The sequence below is a fragment of the Zunongwangia sp. L-65 genome (assembly GCF_056859415.1).
This window is the reverse complement of record NZ_JBSXOK010000061.1, coordinates 14,963-35,004: the sequence shown is the minus strand read 5'-3', so window position 1 is coordinate 35,004 and position 20,042 is coordinate 14,963. Positions and strand designations below refer to the sequence as shown.

Here is a 20,042-nt window from a genome sequence, read left to right as displayed (position 1 = left end):
GGAAGCTAAATTTTAGGAACTCGCTTCGCTCAAACAGCCTAAAATTTTAACGCTTCTCTCATTTTCAATTTCACGAGCAATCTTCGATAGGCCATTACTAACTCAACATTCAGCATTCAAAATTCAACATTTTAATCCTGAATCTTGCTTCTTTTGATCTATTTTCTCTACTCTAATAGCGAAGCATCTAAATTTAGGATACAAATTATCAATTCCTAAGATTTTGTCATTTCGAGCGCAATGAAATGAAGTCGAGAAATCTCAATTAACTAGATTTCTCCATTTCGCTATGCTTCAGTCGAAATGACAACCTTTGGAATGCAATGTTCAAGGTTGAAAAGTTGTTGTATCGAGAAGTCTGTTTTCAATATATAGTTTACATTGTACAGCCATTCATAATTCGGCATTTAAAATTAACGATTTTCCTCCGGCTTTGAAGTAGTGTCTGCTTTGGAGGTTTATAACTTTTTAGGAGTGGTTTTGAAATTTATAGCAGTTGCAATTTTCTACCAAAAAACTATAAACACGGAATAAAATTCTATAAAGCAGGGTCATTTACTCATTAAATACTGAAGCAAAAAATCAGTACTTAAAATAATCTGATAAGTCTATTAAAACATAAAGCTTGCCCAAAATTAATTAATCCTGAGCAAGCTTTATCACAATCTAACCTGAAAAAATTATTCTTCTACATCCCACCAAACCGGTGTGGTTAACCTAACTGCGGGATTGTTATCTGGCATATTTTCGTAATTTCTGTCTTCTTCATTATATTCATACATCATCGCTTGCAACCAGTCGTCTTCGTTTGGAAATAGACTAATGTTTACGTTATCCGGACGCTCCAAGCCGGGATAAATATCAGCACTATAATCCACTCTTCTAAAATCTACCCAGGTTTCTGGATTGAGCATATTGGCAATATATTTCTGAACAAAAATCTGGGAAAGATCAAAGTTAGCCTGGCCTATTTCAGTATCAATTTTAGTCATATAGGTTGAAATCTCTTCAGAAGAAACATTTAGTTTTTGAAGGTCTGCTTCTACACCGGTTTTATAAGCAGCATAGGCCCCAGCAATATCACCACTTCTAAATCTCGCTTCAGCTTCAATAAATTTCACTTCAGAATACGTCATCATATAAGTTGGTGAATCTGGCGAAGTATAAAATCCTCCATTCCCTAACGAATAATCGTCGGCAAGCTCAGCATCTACACCTGCACCGGTCTTCACTCCCTGATAGCCTCCGTTTACCGCCTCAGGAACAATGATAGACAGTCTTGGATCTTCAAATTCTTCCTCGATAGTTAATGGATCTTTAAGCAAGTTCACAAAAAACTCTGAGAAATAATCGAATCGTGTAGAACCATATCCATTCACGCTAAAAGGCTGATTATCATTCACGGCGGTTCCACCACCATAAGATATTAAAGCATTGTCCTGATTAGACGCCAAACCATTTTGAGTTGCTTGGATTACAGCCTGGGGATCGTAGGCAAATTCACCGGACGACTTTTTGGTAAGATGGTTTAAATACCGTGCTTTTATAGAATAAGCAAAACGTTTCCATTGCGCAAGATCTCCATTGTAAAGAATATCACCCTCTGCAGCTTGCAGGGAAATTTCGCTGTCCATATCGAGTTCGGCAATTGCTTCATCCAATAGTGTAAAAATTAATTGATACACTTCTTGTTGTGATACAAATTCGGGTTCCAGCTCTATCGTTCTTTCGGGATTATAACTATCATCTGTAACTATAGAACCATATTGATCTGTAGCCATTCCAAAAAGATAAGCTCTTAAAATTTTTCCTACCGCCGTATAGTGAGGAGAATTATATTCTTCTCCCAGATAGATCAAATCTGCGGTGTTAGGTAGAGCATAAACATACACGTTTTGCCATAAGAAATAACTTCCCGTGGTTAAAAACGTATTCCATGACTCCGAATAATAAGCCGGAGTATTTTGCGAACCATATTGCACCACTCCCAAAACTTCACGGATACCGCGATACTGAGCGGTAGCTACCGTATTTTCTATAGCCCCCTCTATTCTATATTGCGGAGCAAGACCCGTATTGGTAGGTTGGGTAACCGAGTTGTTTACGTCGAAATAATCATCGCTACAGCCAGTAAAACTAAAAACGCTTAATGCTGTAAATATATAGGTATATATCTTTTTCATCATTTTAAAATTTAAATCGTAGTCCTACATCAAATCCTCTCGTATTTGGAGTACCTAAATTATCTATACTTAAAGAACCTGCACCGGCAATACCTGCACCAAAAGTATTCACCTCTGGATCCACCCCGCTATAATCAGTAATTGTAAAAAGATTCCTTCCGGTCACCGACAATTGGGCAGATACAATATTTAGTTTTTCAAGAAAATCGCCTGGTAAATCGTAAGCTAGTGTAACATATCTTAAGCGAGCATAAGAGGCATCCTCTATAAAATTTTCAGCATTTTGGGAATAATATTCCTGAAAATACTGCTGATTGGTTATTACCGTGGTGTTTGGCTGTCCGTTAGCATAAACCCCTTCAATAACTCGTGTCCCATTTGCTGTTCTATCCAATGTTTCTTCAGCAAGACCATAATAAGATAACGCAGATTTGGTAGCATTATACGCTTCCTGTCCCTGCACAAGATCTAAAAGGAATGAAAGATTGAAATTTTTATACGATAATGTATTGGTTATCCCTAAAGTCCAGTTGGGTAACCTGTTTACATCGTCAAAAACAACTGTTTCGAGCAACGGAATTCCGCCGGGACCAATAATAAGTTCTCCACTATCTGTACGTTGTGGTTGATATCCACGTAGTCCGAAAAGTGAACCTCCAAGAATCGCAGCTCCAGCCGCCGTGTTTTGAAAGGTCCAGGAATCTGAAAGGTACACCTCATCCAATTGTCCTGGTAATTCGATCACATCACTTTGGTTTATCCCTAAATTATAAGTCATATCCCATTGAAAATCACTTTCCCTTGGGAACAATCTCGCTGTAAGTAAAGCTTCAATACCTTTATTTTCTATAGAACCTCCATTTAAAGTTGCATAAAAGGTACCTGCAGAAGGTGGTACCCGGATATCTTCTAATATTTGATTTTCAGATTTACTATAATAGAAGTTCATATCTAATCGTAGTCGATTTTGGAAAAATCGCGAATCAAAACCTATTTCATAACTATTTGTAAATTCTGGTACAAGTTGGGGGTTCCCTACATCTACTCCGTTATATGTATAAGCTGAACTTGCCAAAGGATTAATATTGGTGCTTAACAGCGTTTGCAATTTTCCTATCCCTGCATCTTTACCTACTTTTGCCCAGGTAGCCCTTAACTGTAAGTAAGATAAACCATTATCTGAAGAAAGATTATCGATCAAATCGGTTAATATCGCTGAAGAACCTATAGAAGGATAGAAAAATGAACGTTCTCCTTCAGGCAGTGTAGAAGACCAGTCATTCCTGGCAGTGAAATTCAAAAACAGTGCATCTTGCCAGCCAAGTTTTAATTCACCAAAAACCCCAACAGCACGACGTCTACTGATAACTTCAGATATTAACTGGTTTTCCTGACTTATATTCCCGATACTATAAATACCTGGAGCCTGGAAACCATTACCCGAGCTATAGGTGGTTTGAAACTTCCAGTCTTCTACCATATTTCCCGCCATTACATCTACGTTAAAATCTTCAGTAAGATCTTTATTATACCGCAGGATAAGGTTAGAGGTAGTTCTTCGGCTTTCTTTTTCATACTGGCTAATCGCTCCGTTTTGTCTTGTTGGTATTAAGGAGCCTTCACCCGTAATACGTTTATCAAATTCCCTAAAGTAATCTGTTCCTATCTTATAAGAAAGATTAAAATCTTCAAGAAAATTATAATTAAGGTTTAGCTGCCCAATTAAACGGTTCACCTTATTATTATTGGGGCTATTCTCTAAACTCCAATATGGGTTATCAAATTCCTGATCTGGGAAAAACATTCTTTGTTCTCTATCTTCAGTATAATAATCCTGAATATTCTGATCTATGGGATAGGATAACAAGCTTGTAAAGCTACTTCCTGAAGCATTCCCCTGCCTGGTACTCCCTATTTTTGTTACAATATAATTTGCAGAACCTCCGATGGTAAGATTCTTACCCATTTTGGAAGACGTATTAATCCTAAACGACGTTTTATCATAACTTGTAGTTCTTATAACCCCTTCCTGAGAAACATCTCCTACAGAGAGGTATATCGAACTTTTTTCTGTTCCCGTAGAATAGCTAACATTATGATTTTGCGTGTGCGCAGTAGTAAAAAAATCACGAATATGATTAAATGTTGGTGTACCTGCAGCGACTTCTGGCCCCCAGCTAAAAAGGGAAGGCTCTGTATAAGAAAATCCTCCTCCCAGATTCTGCTGTCCTTCTCCATAAGTTTGTTGAACATCTGGAGTGCCCAATACCTCATCTATAGAATAGGTACCGGAATAAGTAACCTGGCTCACCCCTGCTTTCCCTTTTTTAGTGGTAATAATTACTGCTCCTTCTGCAGCACGAATACCATATAAAGCAGCCGCAGCCGGACCTTTTAAAACCGAAATACTTTCTATATCCTCGGGATTAAGATCTGCCGCCCGGTTGATGCTGGCTACCTGAACACTGGACTCTGTAGAATTATCTATCGGGATACCGTCTACCACGAATAAAGGCTGGTTGTCTCCGGTAATTGAGGTTCCTCCTCTAATTAAAATCGTAGAGGACGTACCAGGTGCTCCACCAGAGTTTCCTATAGTTACCCCAGAAACCTTACCCTGCAATCCGCTAACAAGATTAGTCCTGTTTCCCTCGGTCAGTTCTTCAGATTCTATTTCCTGTACTCCGTAACTCAGGGATTTTTGATTTCTCTCAATCCCAAAGGCAGTAACCACCACCTCGTTTAAACTCTCAGTATCAACTTCCATAGAAATATTCAAGGAAGTTCGATTTCCCACTGTTACTTCTTTGGTAGTAAAACCTATAGAGGAAAATACTATTACCACTCCATCAGTATCCGGTATAGATAAACTGAAGTTACCGTCAAAATCTGTAACTGTACCGATGTTCGAATTTTTTACCCGAACGTTCACTCCTGGAAGTGGAATTTGATCCTCATCCACAACCGTTCCTGAAATTTCTTTATCCTGTGCCCAAATTTGTATTGAAAACAATAAAAATAGAAACAAGACTGGTTTTTTGAATTGTCTTTTCATAGTAGTCCGTTAACAATTAGTTATGAAACAAACATATTATTAAAATTAAAAAAAAGCAATAAGAAACTGCATAAGTTCAATTTAAATGCAATTTATATGCTAATTAGATATAATTTATGCTATAAAAAATTGCAAAATATAAAATTTATATAATTTTACAGAAATTTAAATTTTTAACATTTTTTGTAGCTTAATAAGATTCTTAAACCAATACAAAAGACTTAATTAGTAATTTATAAATACATACCCCTAGATGAAAAAAAAAGAAAGACGCGAGATTATTCTTAACGAAGTTCATTTACATAATAGAGTATTGCTAAGTGATTTAACAAATATTCTTAATGTGTCTATGGATACTGTACGAAGGGATCTAATGGAATTAGATAAACACAAATTGCTCAAAAAGGTTCATGGCGGTGCGGTATCCAATGGTTTTAATATTCATTCTGATCAAAACCGGGAAATTTATGAATACGAAAACAAATCGATTATTGCCAAAAAAGGAATTTCGCTTTTAAATCATGGGGATGTTGTACTAATAACCGGCGGTTCTACCAATTTGGAATTGGCAAAATTGCTGCCACAAAAAATGAATCTTACATTCTTTACTCCCAGCCTTCCTATGGCAGTAGAATTACTTAATAATTCATCTATGCTAAGCGAAGTCCATTTAATCGGCGGTAAATTATCTAAAGGATCACAACTAGCTACCGGTGGAAATTCAATAAATACCTTAGCTGAAATTACTGCGGATATTTGCTTTTTAGGTACCGGTTATATGGATTTAGATAAAGGAATTACTGAAATTGACTGGGAAATTGCCCAGATGAAAAAAGCAATGGTCAATGCTTCCAGAAAAATCGTGTCGCTAAGTATTTCTAAGAAACTGGATACCATTAACCGGTATAAGATCTGTGATCTTACTCAGGTAGATACTCTGGTGACCGAGTTAGATCCTTCTGATAAAAGTCTTGAAAAATACCAAAAAGCAGGTTTAAAGCTACTTTAAACTAAATACCGTAATTTGATTTTATTTCAGTTCTTTTTGGTAATTCAGCAATACATTTCTTACACTACCGTGCTTCAGCAGTAAATCTTTTGCTTCGGTTTCCGGCACCTGGAGTTCATCCATAATCATTTGTGCACCGCGACCCACCAGTTTCTTGTTAGAAAGCTGCATGTCTACCATACGATTTCCCTTTACCCTTCCTAGTTTTATCATAGTACTGGTGGTAATCATATTTAAAACCATCTTTTGGGCGGTACCGGCTTTCATCCGGGTACTGCCGGTAACGAATTCAGGGCCGGTAACTACTTCGATAGGAAATTCTGAAGCCTCTCCCAAAGGGCTTCCACTACTACAGGCTACACATCCCGTGGAAATCCCACGTTTTCTGGCTTCTTTAATTCCTCCTATGACATAAGGCGTTGTTCCAGAAGCAGCAATACCTACAAGCGTATCGTTTTCTGAAATTTGATATTTCTGAAGATCTTTCCAGGCCTGAGAAGTATCGTCTTCTGCATTTTCTACAGCATTTCTTAAAGCAGTGTCCCCACCTGCAATTAAGCCAATGACCATATCTGAAGTTACGCCAAAAGTCGGTGGACATTCTGAAGCATCTAATACCCCCAATCTGCCACTGGTGCCGGCACCAATATAAAATAACCGACCTCCTTTTTTCATATTTTCAACAATAACATCTACCAGTTTTTCTATAGCTGGTAACTGTTTGTGTACATTTATAGCAATGGTTTGATCTTCTTTGTTGATGCTAGCCAGCAATTCTGCCGTGCTCATCTTCTCAAGATCATTATATTTTGATTGCTTTTCGGTATCGGGTTGTTTACTCTCCATCGTATCAAATTAACTCTCGCAAGTTCCGATTATTTTTCTACTGTAGAAAATACTCCTTTAATTTTTGTTGTATTCCATGGCACATCTGGCGTCTTATAAAAGTTGATTCCCAGGTAATCCAGGCGTTTCCCATGTGTACCTAAACGCTTTTTAAATTCGCTATAATCTTTCTTTTTAGGCGAAGACCAACCCACCTCGGCAACAGCAATATTGCGTGGCCAAAGGCGATCGTCTGCAGTGGCATCGATATGTACAAGCTCTGTCCAAAGGGCACCTTCTACTCCTATGGCTTTCTTATTTTCAGACACAAAATCGTAAACGTTTTTTAAAGAAACTCCGTCTTTTTTACACCAGCTATACGTATTGGGCTGATTGGGAATATTACCGTGATCTAAATAGAAATTTTTACAAATTGATTCGATAATTCTGGTATCCACAACGCTTTTGGTAGCTCCCGTCCAACGCTGACTAATAAACGAATCGTCTACCTTAGCTTGAGTAACTTCTTCCCAACCAATGGCTGTTTTACCATTTTCACGGACTATTTTTTCAGCTTTCACTACAAATTCTTTATAGTGTTCATCTTCGATTTCATCACCTCCGATATGAAGGTAAGGACCATCGGTAATTTCAGCAAGCTCGGCAATAACATCGCTAATAAAATCGTAAACCACCGGTTTTTCCATACAAAACTTGCTCCACCCAACATCAGTTCCGTGAAAAGGAGCTGGTGGTATTGCACGTTTTGGATTCAGATTTTCAAAATTTTCACAACTTAATTCTGGATAGCCCTGCAAGGCGGCATAAGTATGTCCCGGCATATCCACTTCAGGAATAATCATTACATTTCGCTCTTTTGCGTAAGCCTGTAAATCTTTATACTCCTCTTGTGTTAAAAATCCGGCACGACCATTATTTACGGCAGACTGTCCTCCTATTTGGGTTAATTTTGGCCATTTTTTAATCTCAATCCTCCAACCCTGATCGTCGCTTAAATGCAAATGAAAACGATTTAATTTATACAGCGCCATACGATCTACATGCTTTTTTAGATAATCCAAATCAAAAAAGCTTCGGGCAACATCAAGCATACTCCCGCGCCATTCATAATAAGGCTTATCTGAAATAGTCACCGAAGGAATACTAAAAGCCGCGGTAATTTTACCAGATTCTACTTCAGCAGGAAACAATTGTCTAAGTGTGGTTATTCCGTAGAAAAGTCCGGCATTGGTAACCGCTTCTATCGTTATTTTTTCTGAAGTAACTTTAAGTTGATATCCTTCTTTTCCTAAAGAAGAAGAAAGATCGTTATTGATTTTTAACGAAACGTTGGCTTCCTTTTCTGAAGCTTTTTCAAGCTCACTTCCCGTAGTATTCAATAAAGTTTTAAGCCATTTTAAACTTTTTTCGGCCTCGGCATCTGCATAAAAAGTTATGGTAGACGGAAACTGAAATTCGCTATTTTTCCATTCAATTTTGGAAGGCATTGGAATAATAGCGGGTTTATCCTGAGCGTAAGCACCTATAAAAATGAAGACTGTAAGGAAAACAGAAAAGAAAGAACGTTTCATACTTATATTTTTTAAATGAATAAATTTAGGCTAAACATTTGATTTTCCAATTTTTAATTGGCAAAACAGCAGTCTCACCTAGCCTTAATTCTCTTGATATATTCATTACCTTTTTTACAGGCATTTGGTTTATTATTTTAAACCTTTTATGGTTTCTTATCTAATTTTATGCCCCTTAACCGCAAAGAAAAGGATATATAAATAACATGGAATCACCACCCAGTAGGCCTGCTGAAGTCCAAAACTATCGGCTAAAGAACCATAGGCTAAAGGCACAATCGCACCACCTGCAATCGCCATAATTAAAAAGGATGACGCTATTTTGGTAAACCTTCCCAAACCGTCTAACGCTAAAGGCCAAATAGCCGGAAAAACTACTGCATTTGCCAGTCCTAACATCGAGATACAAAGTACCGAAACAAAACCATCTGTAAAAATTGCAGCTAATCCCAACAGAATACCTAAGATTCCTGAAATTCGAAGAGCTTTTGCCTGACTAATATATTTTGGAATGGTTACGGTACCTATTAAATAACCCACGATCATCGCTGCTAAAGTGTACGAGGTAAATTGTAAAGCTGCTTCAGACGGTATTCCCTGCCCGTCTTTGGCATAAGTAATTACTGTATCACCGGCGATAACCTCTACCCCAACATATAAAAACATGGCCAAAGTTCCCAAAAGCAAATTAGGGAACTGGAAAACACTTGTTTTGTTTTTATTAGCTTCTGCTAAGGTTTCATCTTCTTTATCGGTTTCAATTTCAGGCAAAGAGGAAAAATAAATAAGTACGGCTAAACCCACAAGAACAATTGCCATTACGATATAAGGCATTTCTACTCTTGAAGAAAGCAAATCTAATTCGGCCTCACGCTCGGCTCCGGTTAAAGTGCTCAGTTTTGCCTCAATCTGATCCATATTTTTAAGTAAAATAGCACCAATGGTTAAAGGCGCTAAAATCCCGGCTACCTTATTACAAATTCCCATAATACTAATACGCTTTGCCGCACTTTCAATAGGTCCTAATACGGTGATGTAAGGATTGGCAGCAGATTGTAGCAAGGCCAGTCCTGTACCCTGAACAAATAATCCTGTTAGGAATAAAGCATACGTTCTGGAGGCTGCAGCAGGGATAAATATCAAAGCACCAACGGCCATTACCAGTAATCCAAGCCCCATTCCTTTTTTAAAACCTGTTTTCTCTAAAACTTTTGCCGATGGAATTGCCATAACAAAATACGAAATGTAAGAAGCAAAAGCTACAAAAAACGACTGGAAGTTATTCAGCTCGTTCGCTGTTTTTAAATAAGGAATTAATACTGAATTTAACCAGGTGACAAACCCAAAAATAAAAAATAAGATTCCTATAATAATGATCGACCTGCTGGTTCCTGAAGTATTCGAGTTATTGCTCATAATATTTATTTACCCGTATTTTAAATTAGCATATTAAAAAAGCTTAAATTCAAATCATTAAAATTTTACAGAAAGCCTCTTACAAAAAAAAGAAACTTTTTTATAAAACTTAAACACTTTATTAACTTTTTTTATAATTAAAAAGAACATAACTTAAATTTTTATTTAGAATTATGCGCTGAACTCTTAAAATTCCTGAATTTTTAAACAGCTTTCTAAAGTTTCTATAAGGTATTTGAAATACACTATATTTGCAGCCCAAAAATTTTATAACTATACTGTCAAAAATTGCTATTTTCTGATTGTTTTTTATTTTGGATTTTTGGATCGCGTTTACTTTAAAAAGCCTAGAAAGCTTTAAGATATTGAAAAACGCTTAATAATTTTAAAATTCGAGTTTAAAACTCAGCGAATAAAGCCTTGTAGGTTAAAACCAATTAATGTTCACAATTGCATGAAACACATTCGTAATTTTTGTATCATCGCCCATATCGATCATGGAAAGAGTACACTAGCCGATAGACTTTTAGACTTTACCGGATCGGTAACAGAAAGAGAAAAGCAAGCACAGCTTTTAGATAATATGGATTTGGAGCGGGAGCGTGGTATCACTATTAAAAGTCATGCAATCCAAATGGATTATGTTCATGAAGGTGAGCAGTATACGCTAAATTTAATCGATACCCCGGGGCACGTAGATTTCTCTTACGAGGTTTCCAGGTCTATTGCTGCCTGTGAAGGTGCTTTACTGGTAGTAGATGCTGCGCAGAGCATACAGGCACAAACAATTTCTAACCTTTACCTGGCGTTAGAAAACGATCTTGAAATTATCCCTGTTTTAAATAAAGTAGATCTTCCAAGCGCCAATCCAGAAGAAGTTACAGACGATATTGTAGATCTTTTAGGTTGTGAACCTGAAGATGTAATTCCTGCAAGCGCCAAAACAGGAATTGGTATTGAAGAAATTTTACATGCTATTATCACCAAAATTCCCTCGCCAAGTGGTAAAGTTGACGCGCCATTAAGAGCCTTGATTTTTGATTCGGTTTATAATCCGTTTCGTGGGGTAGAAACCTTTTTTAGAGTAATTAACGGAAGCATTAAAAAGAACCAGCACATTAAGTTTGTGGCAACGGGTAAAGATTATTCGGCAGATGAGGTTGGTACTTTAAAGCTTATTCAGCATCCAAAACAGGAAATTAAAACCGGAGATGTGGGTTATTTAATTACTGGAATTAAAGACGCACGAGAGGTAAAAGTGGGAGATACCATAACCGATGCTAAAAATCCTACTACTGAAGCAGTTGCAGGATTCGAAGATGTAAAGCCTATGGTATTTGCCGGCATTTACCCTGTAGATACTGAAGATTACGAAGAACTTAGAGCCTCTATGGAAAAACTTCAGCTTAATGATGCTTCTTTGGTGTTTACTCCAGAGAGCTCAGCAGCATTAGGATTCGGTTTTAGATGTGGATTCTTGGGGATGCTTCACCTGGAGATTATTCAGGAGCGATTAGAACGTGAATTTGATATGACGGTAATTACTACTGTACCTAACGTGTCTTATCAAGCCTATACCAATAAACATCCAGATGAGATTATTTTAGTTAATAATCCTTCAGATTTACCAGAACCTTCAACTTTAAACCGGGTAGAAGAGCCATTTATTAAGGCAAGCATTATTACCAAAGCAGATTATGTTGGTCCCGTAATGTCCCTTTGTATTGAAAAGCGTGGTGAAATTACCAACCAATCTTACTTAACGACAGAGCGAGTTGAACTTTCTTTTGATATGCCTTTGGCAGAAATTGTTTTCGATTTTTACGATCGCTTAAAAACAGTTTCTCGTGGTTATGCTTCTTTCGATTATTCTCCTATTGGGCTACGTACTTCTAAACTGGTAAAAGTTGACGTTCTACTTAACGGAAATAAAGTAGATGCACTTTCGGCCTTATTACACCAGGATAATGCGTATGATATTGGTAAGAAGATGTGTGAAAAACTGAAAGAATTGATCCCAAGACAGCAGTTTGATATTCCTATTCAAGCAGCGATTGGGGCAAAAATTATCTCCAGAGAAACCGTAAAAGCGCTTAGAAAAGACGTTACTGCGAAATGTTATGGTGGAGATATCTCTCGTAAAAGAAAGCTTTTAGAAAAGCAGAAAAAGGGTAAAAAACGTATGCGCCAGGTTGGAAACGTAGAAATTCCTCAAGAAGCCTTTATGGCCGTTTTAAAACTAAACGATTAATACCAGCTTAAAGCTGATTTATATCAAAAACCCTCATAGTTTTTAAGCTATGAGGGTTTTTAGTTTTTTATAAACTCTTCTGACATTTTAAATCATTTGAACCACTTAAGCTGTAAAAACTTCTCATTAGAATATGTTTACTCGAACCTGTAAAAATCCGAATTTTAGCATTGCATCTCAATTTCTTAAATTTGTAAAAATGGCTTCATTTTGACCAAAATCGAGTAAAATTGAAGCAAAATTGAGTAAAAAACACTAAAAAGAAGAGGAAAATGGCTGGACATAGCAAATGGGCAAACATAAAACACCGTAAAGGAGCGCAGGATAAAAAACGTGCAAAACAATTTACCCGGGCAATTAAAGAAATTAGTGTTGCGGTAAAAGAAGGTGGTGGTGCAGATCCTGAAGCTAATCCAAGCTTGCGTAACGCGATAAGCAATGCAAAAGGGGTGAATATGCCCAAAGACACCATAGATCGCGCAATTAAAAAAGCAAGTGGTGCAGATGCCGATAATTACGAAACCGTAACTTTTGAAGGATATGGCCCTAACGGAATTGCAATTTTTGTAGAATGCACCACAGATAATACCAATAGAACTGTAGCCTCTGCACGATCAATTTTTACTAAAAATGGAGGAAGTCTGGGAACTAATGGTTCGTTAGAATTTTTATTTGATAAAAAAGGGGTTTTTGTGCTTGAAAGAGAAAAAATTGAAATAAACCTTGAAGAATTTGAGCTTGAACTTATTGAAGGCGGAGGGACAAAAATCGAAAAAGAGGACGACCTGATGACGATTTATACCGATTTTAATGACTTTGGTCTCATGTCTTCTAAACTGGAAGAATTAGAAATGGAAACAAAGTCTTCTGAAGTACAACGAATTCCCTTAAACACGGTAGAACTTCCGGTTGAAGACGCTAAAAAGATCTTAAATCTCGTCGAAAAATTTGAAGATGATGATGATGTTCAAAATGTATATCATAATCTCGAAATTACAGACGAACTGATTGAGGCAATGGAAGCCGAATAATGCTAAGAAGGCTTGCATGATTAAATGTTAAATAAATTAGCTAAAAATATAACGAGAAACGCCCAATTTCAATTATTGAAATTGGGCGTTTCTCATATAATCTGAATCTATATTAATCTTCCTCAGTATTGGTTCTCGTATCTTCTGCGTCACCAGTATTAGAATTATCTTCAACCTCCATCTGCTTTCCTAAATACACCAGCTTAAAACCTTCTTCAATTTCTACTTCTTTACTATTAGACGGAATAATACTAAGATTTCCTTCGTTATTTTTTACAAATAGTGGAATAATATCTGGATCGGTTTTGGAAATTTCTATTAATCCTTCATAATGCTCTTTAGAGTTCAGCGTAATCTCATGCACCTGTGAATATTTTCGGGCAAGATTGGTAAGTTTAACATAATCATCTGTTTGAGAGAACAATCCTTCTTTTGGATTATTTTCGGGATCCTGCATTTCTTCTGGAGAAACCACTCTAAAAGAGCCGTTTTCACCAAAATGCTTTCTAAATTTTTCTATGGCATTCTTATTAATTTCGCTGTTACTGGTCATCGCCATTAAATAACCTATGTCATTAAGCTCGATATTATTAATAAGATCTTCAGAATACACATTTTCTTCTATCGCATCTAAGCCCATGCTCTTGGCCTTTCTAACATTCATCCCATTATTATCAACCAAAACAACATGTCTTCCATTCTCCTCCATATACTTACCGATAATTCTTGAAAAAGACGAAGCTCCAATAATTAAAATTCCTTCAGAATCCTTTAAAAATACACCCACAAGCTGAGCAAATAAACGGGCAGTGGTAGCGTTTAATAATACCGTTCCCAACACGATCATAAACACCAGCGGTGTAATATATTCAGCACCTTCCACACCTTGATTCGCCAGCTCTATACCAAATAAAGAGGCAATACCCGCAGCTACAATTCCGCGAGGTCCAACCCAGCTTATAAACAGTTTTTCATTGAATTTTAATGAAGAATTGATACTACTTATAAAAACACCTAACGGTCTTACGACAAAAACAATTACTGCAAATAGCCAGATCGCCTTACTGGTAAATATCAGGTACAGATCTTCCATATTGATATTTGCAGCCAGCAAAATAAATAAAATAGAAATTAAAAGGACACTTAAGGATTCCTTGAAATATAATAGCTCTTTTAAGTTTGGAAGGTCGATATTTCCCATCACCATTCCCATCACTACCACAGCCAAAAGTCCGCTTTCGTGAGCAAACTGATCTGATAACACAAAAACCCCTAATACAGCGGCCAGGGTAAGCACATTTAATAAATAATGCGGAATAATATTTTTCTTGATACTGTAGGCCAGGGCATGGGCAAAAGTGAAGCCGAAAGTGAAGCCGAAAAGTACGATTTTACCAAATTCCAGTAACACGGTTGAAGTATACTCTTTTCCTTTTCCTGCACTAATAAACTCAAAAACCAACACGGCAAACAATGCCCCTATAGGATCGATAAGAATCCCTTCCCATTTTAAAATGGTAGAAACATCTTTTTTAAGCGGAATATTACGTAGGATGGGCGTGATTACTGTAGGACCGGTAACAATAATTAATGAAGCAAATAAAAACGAAATTTGCCAGCTTAGATCGAAAATATAGTGAGCGGCTATCCCTGCTCCTATAAATGTTATAATTACAGCAACCGTAATTAATTTCACAATTACAAAACCTACATTTAAAATTTCTCCCTTTTTAAGGGTTAAACCACCTTCAAAAAGGATAATCCCAATGGCAAGCGAGACAAAATAAAATAAACTTTCGCCCGGGAACAATCCAGATTCCCCAGTCCAAATAGGCTCTATTAGTTTACTTCCATCATCTGTAAACATGGTAGCAATTGGCCCTACACAAAGTCCGATCAAAATCAATGGAAGGATTGCAGGAATTTTAAATTTCCACGCCACCCATTGTGCCAATATTCCTAAAATTACTATACCTGCTAATTCTAACATTAATCTTTTTGATTTGATTTAAAAGCTAAAAATATTAAAAATAGTTTAGTTTGCTCACAAGCTCGTCTTAAACTAAAATTATTTGTAATCTGATGTTAAATAGATTCAATAAACTGCTTTTAAGCATTTGATTTAATAATTTGCGATATATTTTGAAAATTTGATAATTTATGCAACTATATCCTATCGAAGCAGGGAATTTTAAGCTGGATGGCGGGGCTATGTTTGGCGTGGTTCCAAAAAGTATTTGGCAAAAAACAAATCCTGCAGATAGCAATAACATGATCGATATTGGCGCTCGAAGCCTTTTAATCGAGGATGGTAATCGATTAATTCTTATTGATACCGGCCTGGGAGATAAGCAAAGTGAAAAATTCTTTAGTTATTACTACCAGTGGGGCGATGATTCGCTAGACAAATCTTTACAAAAAAACGGATTTCACCGCGACGATATTACCGATGTATTTACTACCCATCTTCATTTTGATCACTGTGGTGGTTGTGTACAATGGAATAAAGATCGCACCGGTTATGAAACGGTTTTTAAAAATGCAAAATACTGGAGTAATAAAGATCACTGGCAATGGGCAACAACACCTAACGCTCGTGAAAAGGCCTCTTTTCTAAAGGAAAATATCTTACCAATAGAAGAAAGCGAACAATTACATTTTGTAGATAGAAACAATAAAGAGCATTTTACAAATATTCCAGAGCTTGGCTTTGGCGTACTCTTTGTAGATGGGCATACTGACAAACAAATGATACCTCATTTGGAGTATAAAGGAAAAAAGCTGGTTTTTATGGCAGATTTGCTTCCAACGGCAGGACATATTCCATTACCTTATGTGATGGGATACGATACCCGCCCGTTATTAACCTTGCCGGAAAAGAAAAGCTTTTTAGATAAAGCCGCAGACGAAGAAATTTATCTTTTTATGCAACATGATGCGCACAACGAAGTTATAACCGTAAAACACACCGAGAAAGGTGTAAGACATGACCAAACATACACGTTTAATGAATTATTTAACTAAAATGAAAATTCCATTTTATAAACCATTACTGGCTGCTACCTCAGCAGCCATTCTTGCGTCTTGTGGGAGTAGTGCTCCTGCAATTGTTTCAACTCCAATTGCAAGTATCGATACGATTCCGCTTAAGGTGACTGCACTTACCGATGCTCAGTTTAAAAACTGGCCAGAAGCCGATTTGGTGTATGATACCATTCCGGGTATGAGTGTAGATAGGGCGTATTCAGAAATTATCAAAGATCAAAAAGGCACCAAAGTGATTGTGGGGGTAATTGATAGTGGTACAGATATCGAGCATGAAGATCTTAAAAATGTTATCTGGACAAATGAAGATGAAATTCCGGGAAATGGAATAGACGATGATAACAATGGATATATCGACGATATTCATGGCTGGAACTTTTTAGGCGATGCTGTAGATGAAAATTTAGAATTTGTAAGAATTTACAGAAAATTAAAACCTAAATACGAAGGAAAATCGGCAAGTGCCATCAGTGAAGCCAATCGCGAAGAATTTATTCTTTACAAAGATGCTGAAGCCGAATACAACAAGAAATTAACCGAAGCACAACAAAACCTGGCGCAGTACCAACAAATAAAATCTCAACTGGTAGCTGCACATCAGGCGGTTTCTTCTCAATTAGGAAAAGAAGATTACACGATAGATGAACTAAAAGCAATGCAGGCTACCGCACAACCTTTAAGCCAGTATAAAGCCATGTTGCTTCAGATTCAGCAAAATGTAAATGAAAATATTCCAAAAGCAATTGAAGAATTAGATGGTGCCATTGATTATTACTCAGATCAGGTTAAAATCAATTTAAATCTGGATCTTAACGGTAGAGAACTGGTAGGTGATAATCCCGATGATCTAAGTGATCGTAATTACGGAAATAACAACGTCATGGGACCTGAAGCCGATAAAGAAAACATAAAGCATGGTACGCACGTAGCCGGTATTATTGCCGCCCAAAGAAATAACGGCATAGGAATGAACGGTGTTGCGCAGAATGTTGAAATTATGGCCATAAGGGCGGTACCAAATGGAGATGAGTACGACAAGGATATTGCTCTTGCTATTAGATATGCAGTGGATAATGGTGCTAAAGTAATCAATACCAGTTTTGGTAAATATTTCTCTACACACCCAGATTGGGTAAGAGATGCTATTAAATATGCAGCAGATCACGATGTATTAATTGTAAATGCAGCCGGTAATGAAAGCTTAAACCTGGATGAGAAAATGGTGTATCCAAACGATCAAACACCAGATAATGCCATAGAAATTAGCGATAACTTCTTAACTGTGGGTGCCTTAAATTATGATTATGGTTCTAAACTGGTAGCCGATTTCTCTAACTACGGGAAGAAAAACGTAGATGTGTTTGCTCCGGGAAATAAAATCTGGTCTACGACACCAAATAATGAATATGAATATTTACAGGGAACTTCTATGGCTTCACCTGAAGTTGCCGGTATTGCAGCAATGATTAGATCATATTTTCCTAAATTAACAGCACCACAGGTTAAAAAGATTATTATGGATAGTGGTTTACCGGTACAGGCCAATGTAATTGTTGGTGGTGATCGTTTAAACACGCAGGAGTTTAGTGAACTTTCTACCTCTGGAAAGATTGTTAATTTATATAATGCACTAATTTTAGCATCTAAAGTTTCTAAATAATAACCCACATTTATGAAAAAACTAATTTTTAGTCTGGCACTTTTGGTTTCTGCATTTTCGCAGGCACAAAATAATACCTGCTACTGGCAACAACATGTAGACTACGATATGAACGTAGATATGAATGTTGAAAATTACCGTTATACCGGTACTCAGGAGTTGGTTTATACCAATAATTCACCAGATACCTTAAATAAAGTATATTACCATATGTTCTTTAACGCTTTTCAACCGGGAAGCGAGATGGATCGACGTTTACAGGATATCAAAGATCCAGATGGAAGAATGGTGAATAATAAAGGAGATCGCCAAAATCCAGATTACGAGAGTAGAATCGCCAAACTTAAAGAAGATGAGATTGGTTATTTAAGAGCTACTTCGTTAACCCAGGATGGCAAAAAAGTAGAAACAGAAGAAGAAGAAACGATTCTTATCGTACATCTTGCCGAACCTATTTTACCAGGAAAATCTACTACTTTTAAAATGGAATTTGAAGGCCAGGTACCCGTACAAATCAGAAGATCTGGTAGAAATAATGCCGATGGTGTCGCGCTTTCCATGACACAGTGGTATCCTAAATTAGCTGAATATGATTTTGAAGGATGGCATGCAGATCCTTATATCGCCAGAGAATTTCATGGCGTTTGGGGTGATTTTGATGTAACCATAAATATCGATAAAGATTATATTATCGGTGGAACAGGTGTTTTACAAAATCCTGAAGAAATTGGTTACGGATACGAAGAAAAAGGCACTAAAGTAAAACATAAAGGTAAAAAACTGGCCTGGAATTTTAAAGCCGAAAAAGTACATGATTTTGCCTGGGCTGCAGATCCAGATTTTATCCATGATAAACTGGAAACCGAAAGCGGTGCTATGCTTCACTTTTTATACAAAGATGATCCAAAAGTAACTGAAGCCTGGAAAAAAATTCAGCCCGAAACAGCTAAATTATTGGCGTTTTTTAACAAACATATAGGTCCTTATCCATGGCCACAATACTCTGTTATACAGGGTGGCGATGGTGGTATGGAATATGCCATGTGTACTTTAATTACCGGCGGAGAAGACTACAATAGCTTACTGGGCACTACTGCTCACGAATTTGCACATTCCTGGTTTCAACAATTATTAGCTACTAACGAATCTGAGCATCCTTGGATGGATGAAGGTTTTACCACTTATATTTCTGGGCTGGCTCAAAAAACGATCAAAGGAACTTCGGGAAATCCTTTTGCCGGATCTTATAGAGGCTATAACTACATTGCTACCTCTGGAGCAGAGCAACCTCAAACAACCCATGGTGATCGTTACGATATCAATACCGCTTATTCTATCGCCGCTTATAGCAAAGGAGCTGTATTTTTAGCACAACTGGGATATATTATCGGGCAGGAAAATTTAGCCAAAACGTTAAATCGCTATTACGACGAATGGAAATTTAAACATCCAACACCTAATGATTTTATTAGAGTTGCTGAAAAAGTATCTGGAGCCGAATTACACTGGTATCTAACCGATTGGACAGAAACTACTAATCAAATCGATTATGCAATCAATAGTGTAGAGGAAGCTGAAAACGGAACAAAAGTAACTTTAGAAAGAAAAGGTTTAATGCCCATGCCTGTTGAAGTTACGGTGACTTTAAACAATGGTAGTAAGAAATTATATTATATGCCATTACGTATGATGCGTTGGGAAAAACCAGCTGAAGGCGATGTAGAGCGAATTGTAAAAGAAGACTGGCCCTGGGCTTATCCAACTTACGATTTGGAAATAGATACTCCTAAAGCTAATATAAAATCTATAGAAATTGACGAATCTCAGCTTATGGCTGATGTTAATCGTAGTAACAATACTTACGGACAAGTAGATTCTGAATAAAATATTATTGTATTCTATTAAGGTCCGGCATAAGCCGGACTTTTTTATTTTAAAAAGCTTCTTTTATAAATTTCATTTAAACCCTCAATTT

12 protein-coding genes are annotated in these 20,042 nt (G+C 36.9%); 6 read left to right on the top strand and 6 right to left on the bottom strand.

Annotated features, from left to right (window positions below; genetic code table 11):
- Nucleotides 1-680: 680 nt before the first annotated feature.
- Together AC13DP_RS10630 and AC13DP_RS10625 are read right to left on the bottom strand one after the other, a co-directional pair.
- On the bottom strand, nucleotides 681-2,186 hold the full coding sequence (locus tag AC13DP_RS10630) for a SusD/RagB family nutrient-binding outer membrane lipoprotein (RefSeq protein ID WP_347406027.1): 1,506 nt from the start codon (nucleotides 2,184-2,186) through the stop codon (nucleotides 681-683).
- Between the two features lies 1 nt (nucleotide 2,187).
- Nucleotides 2,188-5,238, bottom strand: a complete 3,051-nt coding sequence (locus tag AC13DP_RS10625; protein ID WP_483067759.1) for a SusC/RagA family TonB-linked outer membrane protein — start codon at nucleotides 5,236-5,238, stop codon at nucleotides 2,188-2,190.
- 253 nt (nucleotides 5,239-5,491) lie between these two features.
- Here AC13DP_RS10625 and AC13DP_RS10620 point away from each other — a divergent pair, with 253 nt between their 5' ends.
- Nucleotides 5,492-6,247, top strand: coding sequence for a DeoR/GlpR family DNA-binding transcription regulator (locus AC13DP_RS10620; RefSeq protein WP_013074072.1), 756 nt, complete (start codon nucleotides 5,492-5,494; stop codon nucleotides 6,245-6,247).
- A 21-nt stretch (nucleotides 6,248-6,268) separates the two neighbouring features.
- Here the strand turns inward: AC13DP_RS10620 and murQ are convergent, their stop codons facing one another.
- The 3 genes from murQ to AC13DP_RS10605 form a co-directional block, all read right to left on the bottom strand.
- The gene (gene murQ / locus AC13DP_RS10615; protein WP_347406029.1) at nucleotides 6,269-7,093 is read right to left on the bottom strand and encodes an N-acetylmuramic acid 6-phosphate etherase; all 825 of its coding nucleotides are present in this window, start codon (nucleotides 7,091-7,093) and stop codon (nucleotides 6,269-6,271) included.
- Between the two features lie 29 nt (nucleotides 7,094-7,122).
- Nucleotides 7,123-8,664 carry a beta-N-acetylhexosaminidase gene (locus AC13DP_RS10610; protein WP_347406030.1) on the bottom strand — a complete coding sequence of 514 codons (1,542 nt, stop codon included), beginning with the start codon at nucleotides 8,662-8,664 and terminating at the stop codon, nucleotides 7,123-7,125.
- A gap of 156 nt (nucleotides 8,665-8,820) precedes the next feature.
- Nucleotides 8,821-10,080 (bottom strand): sugar MFS transporter, encoded by a 1,260-nt coding sequence (locus AC13DP_RS10605; RefSeq protein WP_249600061.1) that lies wholly within the window; start codon nucleotides 10,078-10,080, stop codon nucleotides 8,821-8,823.
- 454 nt (nucleotides 10,081-10,534) lie between these two features.
- Between AC13DP_RS10605 and lepA the strand changes: the two genes are divergently transcribed.
- The gene (lepA, locus tag AC13DP_RS10600) at nucleotides 10,535-12,331 is read left to right on the top strand and encodes a translation elongation factor 4 (protein ID WP_249600062.1); all 1,797 of its coding nucleotides are present in this window, start codon (nucleotides 10,535-10,537) and stop codon (nucleotides 12,329-12,331) included.
- A gap of 272 nt (nucleotides 12,332-12,603) precedes the next feature.
- Entirely contained in the window at nucleotides 12,604-13,362 is a 759-nt protein-coding gene (locus AC13DP_RS10595; RefSeq protein WP_347406031.1) for a YebC/PmpR family DNA-binding transcriptional regulator, read from the top strand.
- 112 nt (nucleotides 13,363-13,474) lie between these two features.
- On the opposite strand, the gene AC13DP_RS10590 is transcribed toward AC13DP_RS10595, so the two are convergent.
- Nucleotides 13,475-15,352, bottom strand: a complete 1,878-nt coding sequence (locus AC13DP_RS10590; RefSeq protein ID WP_347406032.1) for a cation:proton antiporter — start codon at nucleotides 15,350-15,352, stop codon at nucleotides 13,475-13,477.
- A 170-nt stretch (nucleotides 15,353-15,522) separates the two neighbouring features.
- On the opposite strand from AC13DP_RS10590, the gene AC13DP_RS10585 reads away from it, so the two are divergent.
- From AC13DP_RS10585 to AC13DP_RS10575, 3 genes are read left to right on the top strand one after another with little or no spacing between them, the layout of a single operon-like run.
- Nucleotides 15,523-16,386, top strand: a complete 864-nt coding sequence (locus AC13DP_RS10585; RefSeq protein ID WP_347406033.1) for an MBL fold metallo-hydrolase — start codon at nucleotides 15,523-15,525, stop codon at nucleotides 16,384-16,386.
- Nucleotides 16,370-18,067 (top strand): S8 family serine peptidase, encoded by a 1,698-nt coding sequence (locus AC13DP_RS10580; RefSeq protein WP_013069523.1) that lies wholly within the window; start codon nucleotides 16,370-16,372, stop codon nucleotides 18,065-18,067. The genes AC13DP_RS10585 and AC13DP_RS10580 overlap by 17 nt, the downstream gene beginning before the upstream one ends.
- Before the next feature lie 12 nt (nucleotides 18,068-18,079).
- The gene (locus tag AC13DP_RS10575; protein WP_347406034.1) at nucleotides 18,080-19,951 is read left to right on the top strand and encodes a M1 family metallopeptidase; all 1,872 of its coding nucleotides are present in this window, start codon (nucleotides 18,080-18,082) and stop codon (nucleotides 19,949-19,951) included.
- Nucleotides 19,952-20,042: the final 91 nt, after the last annotated feature.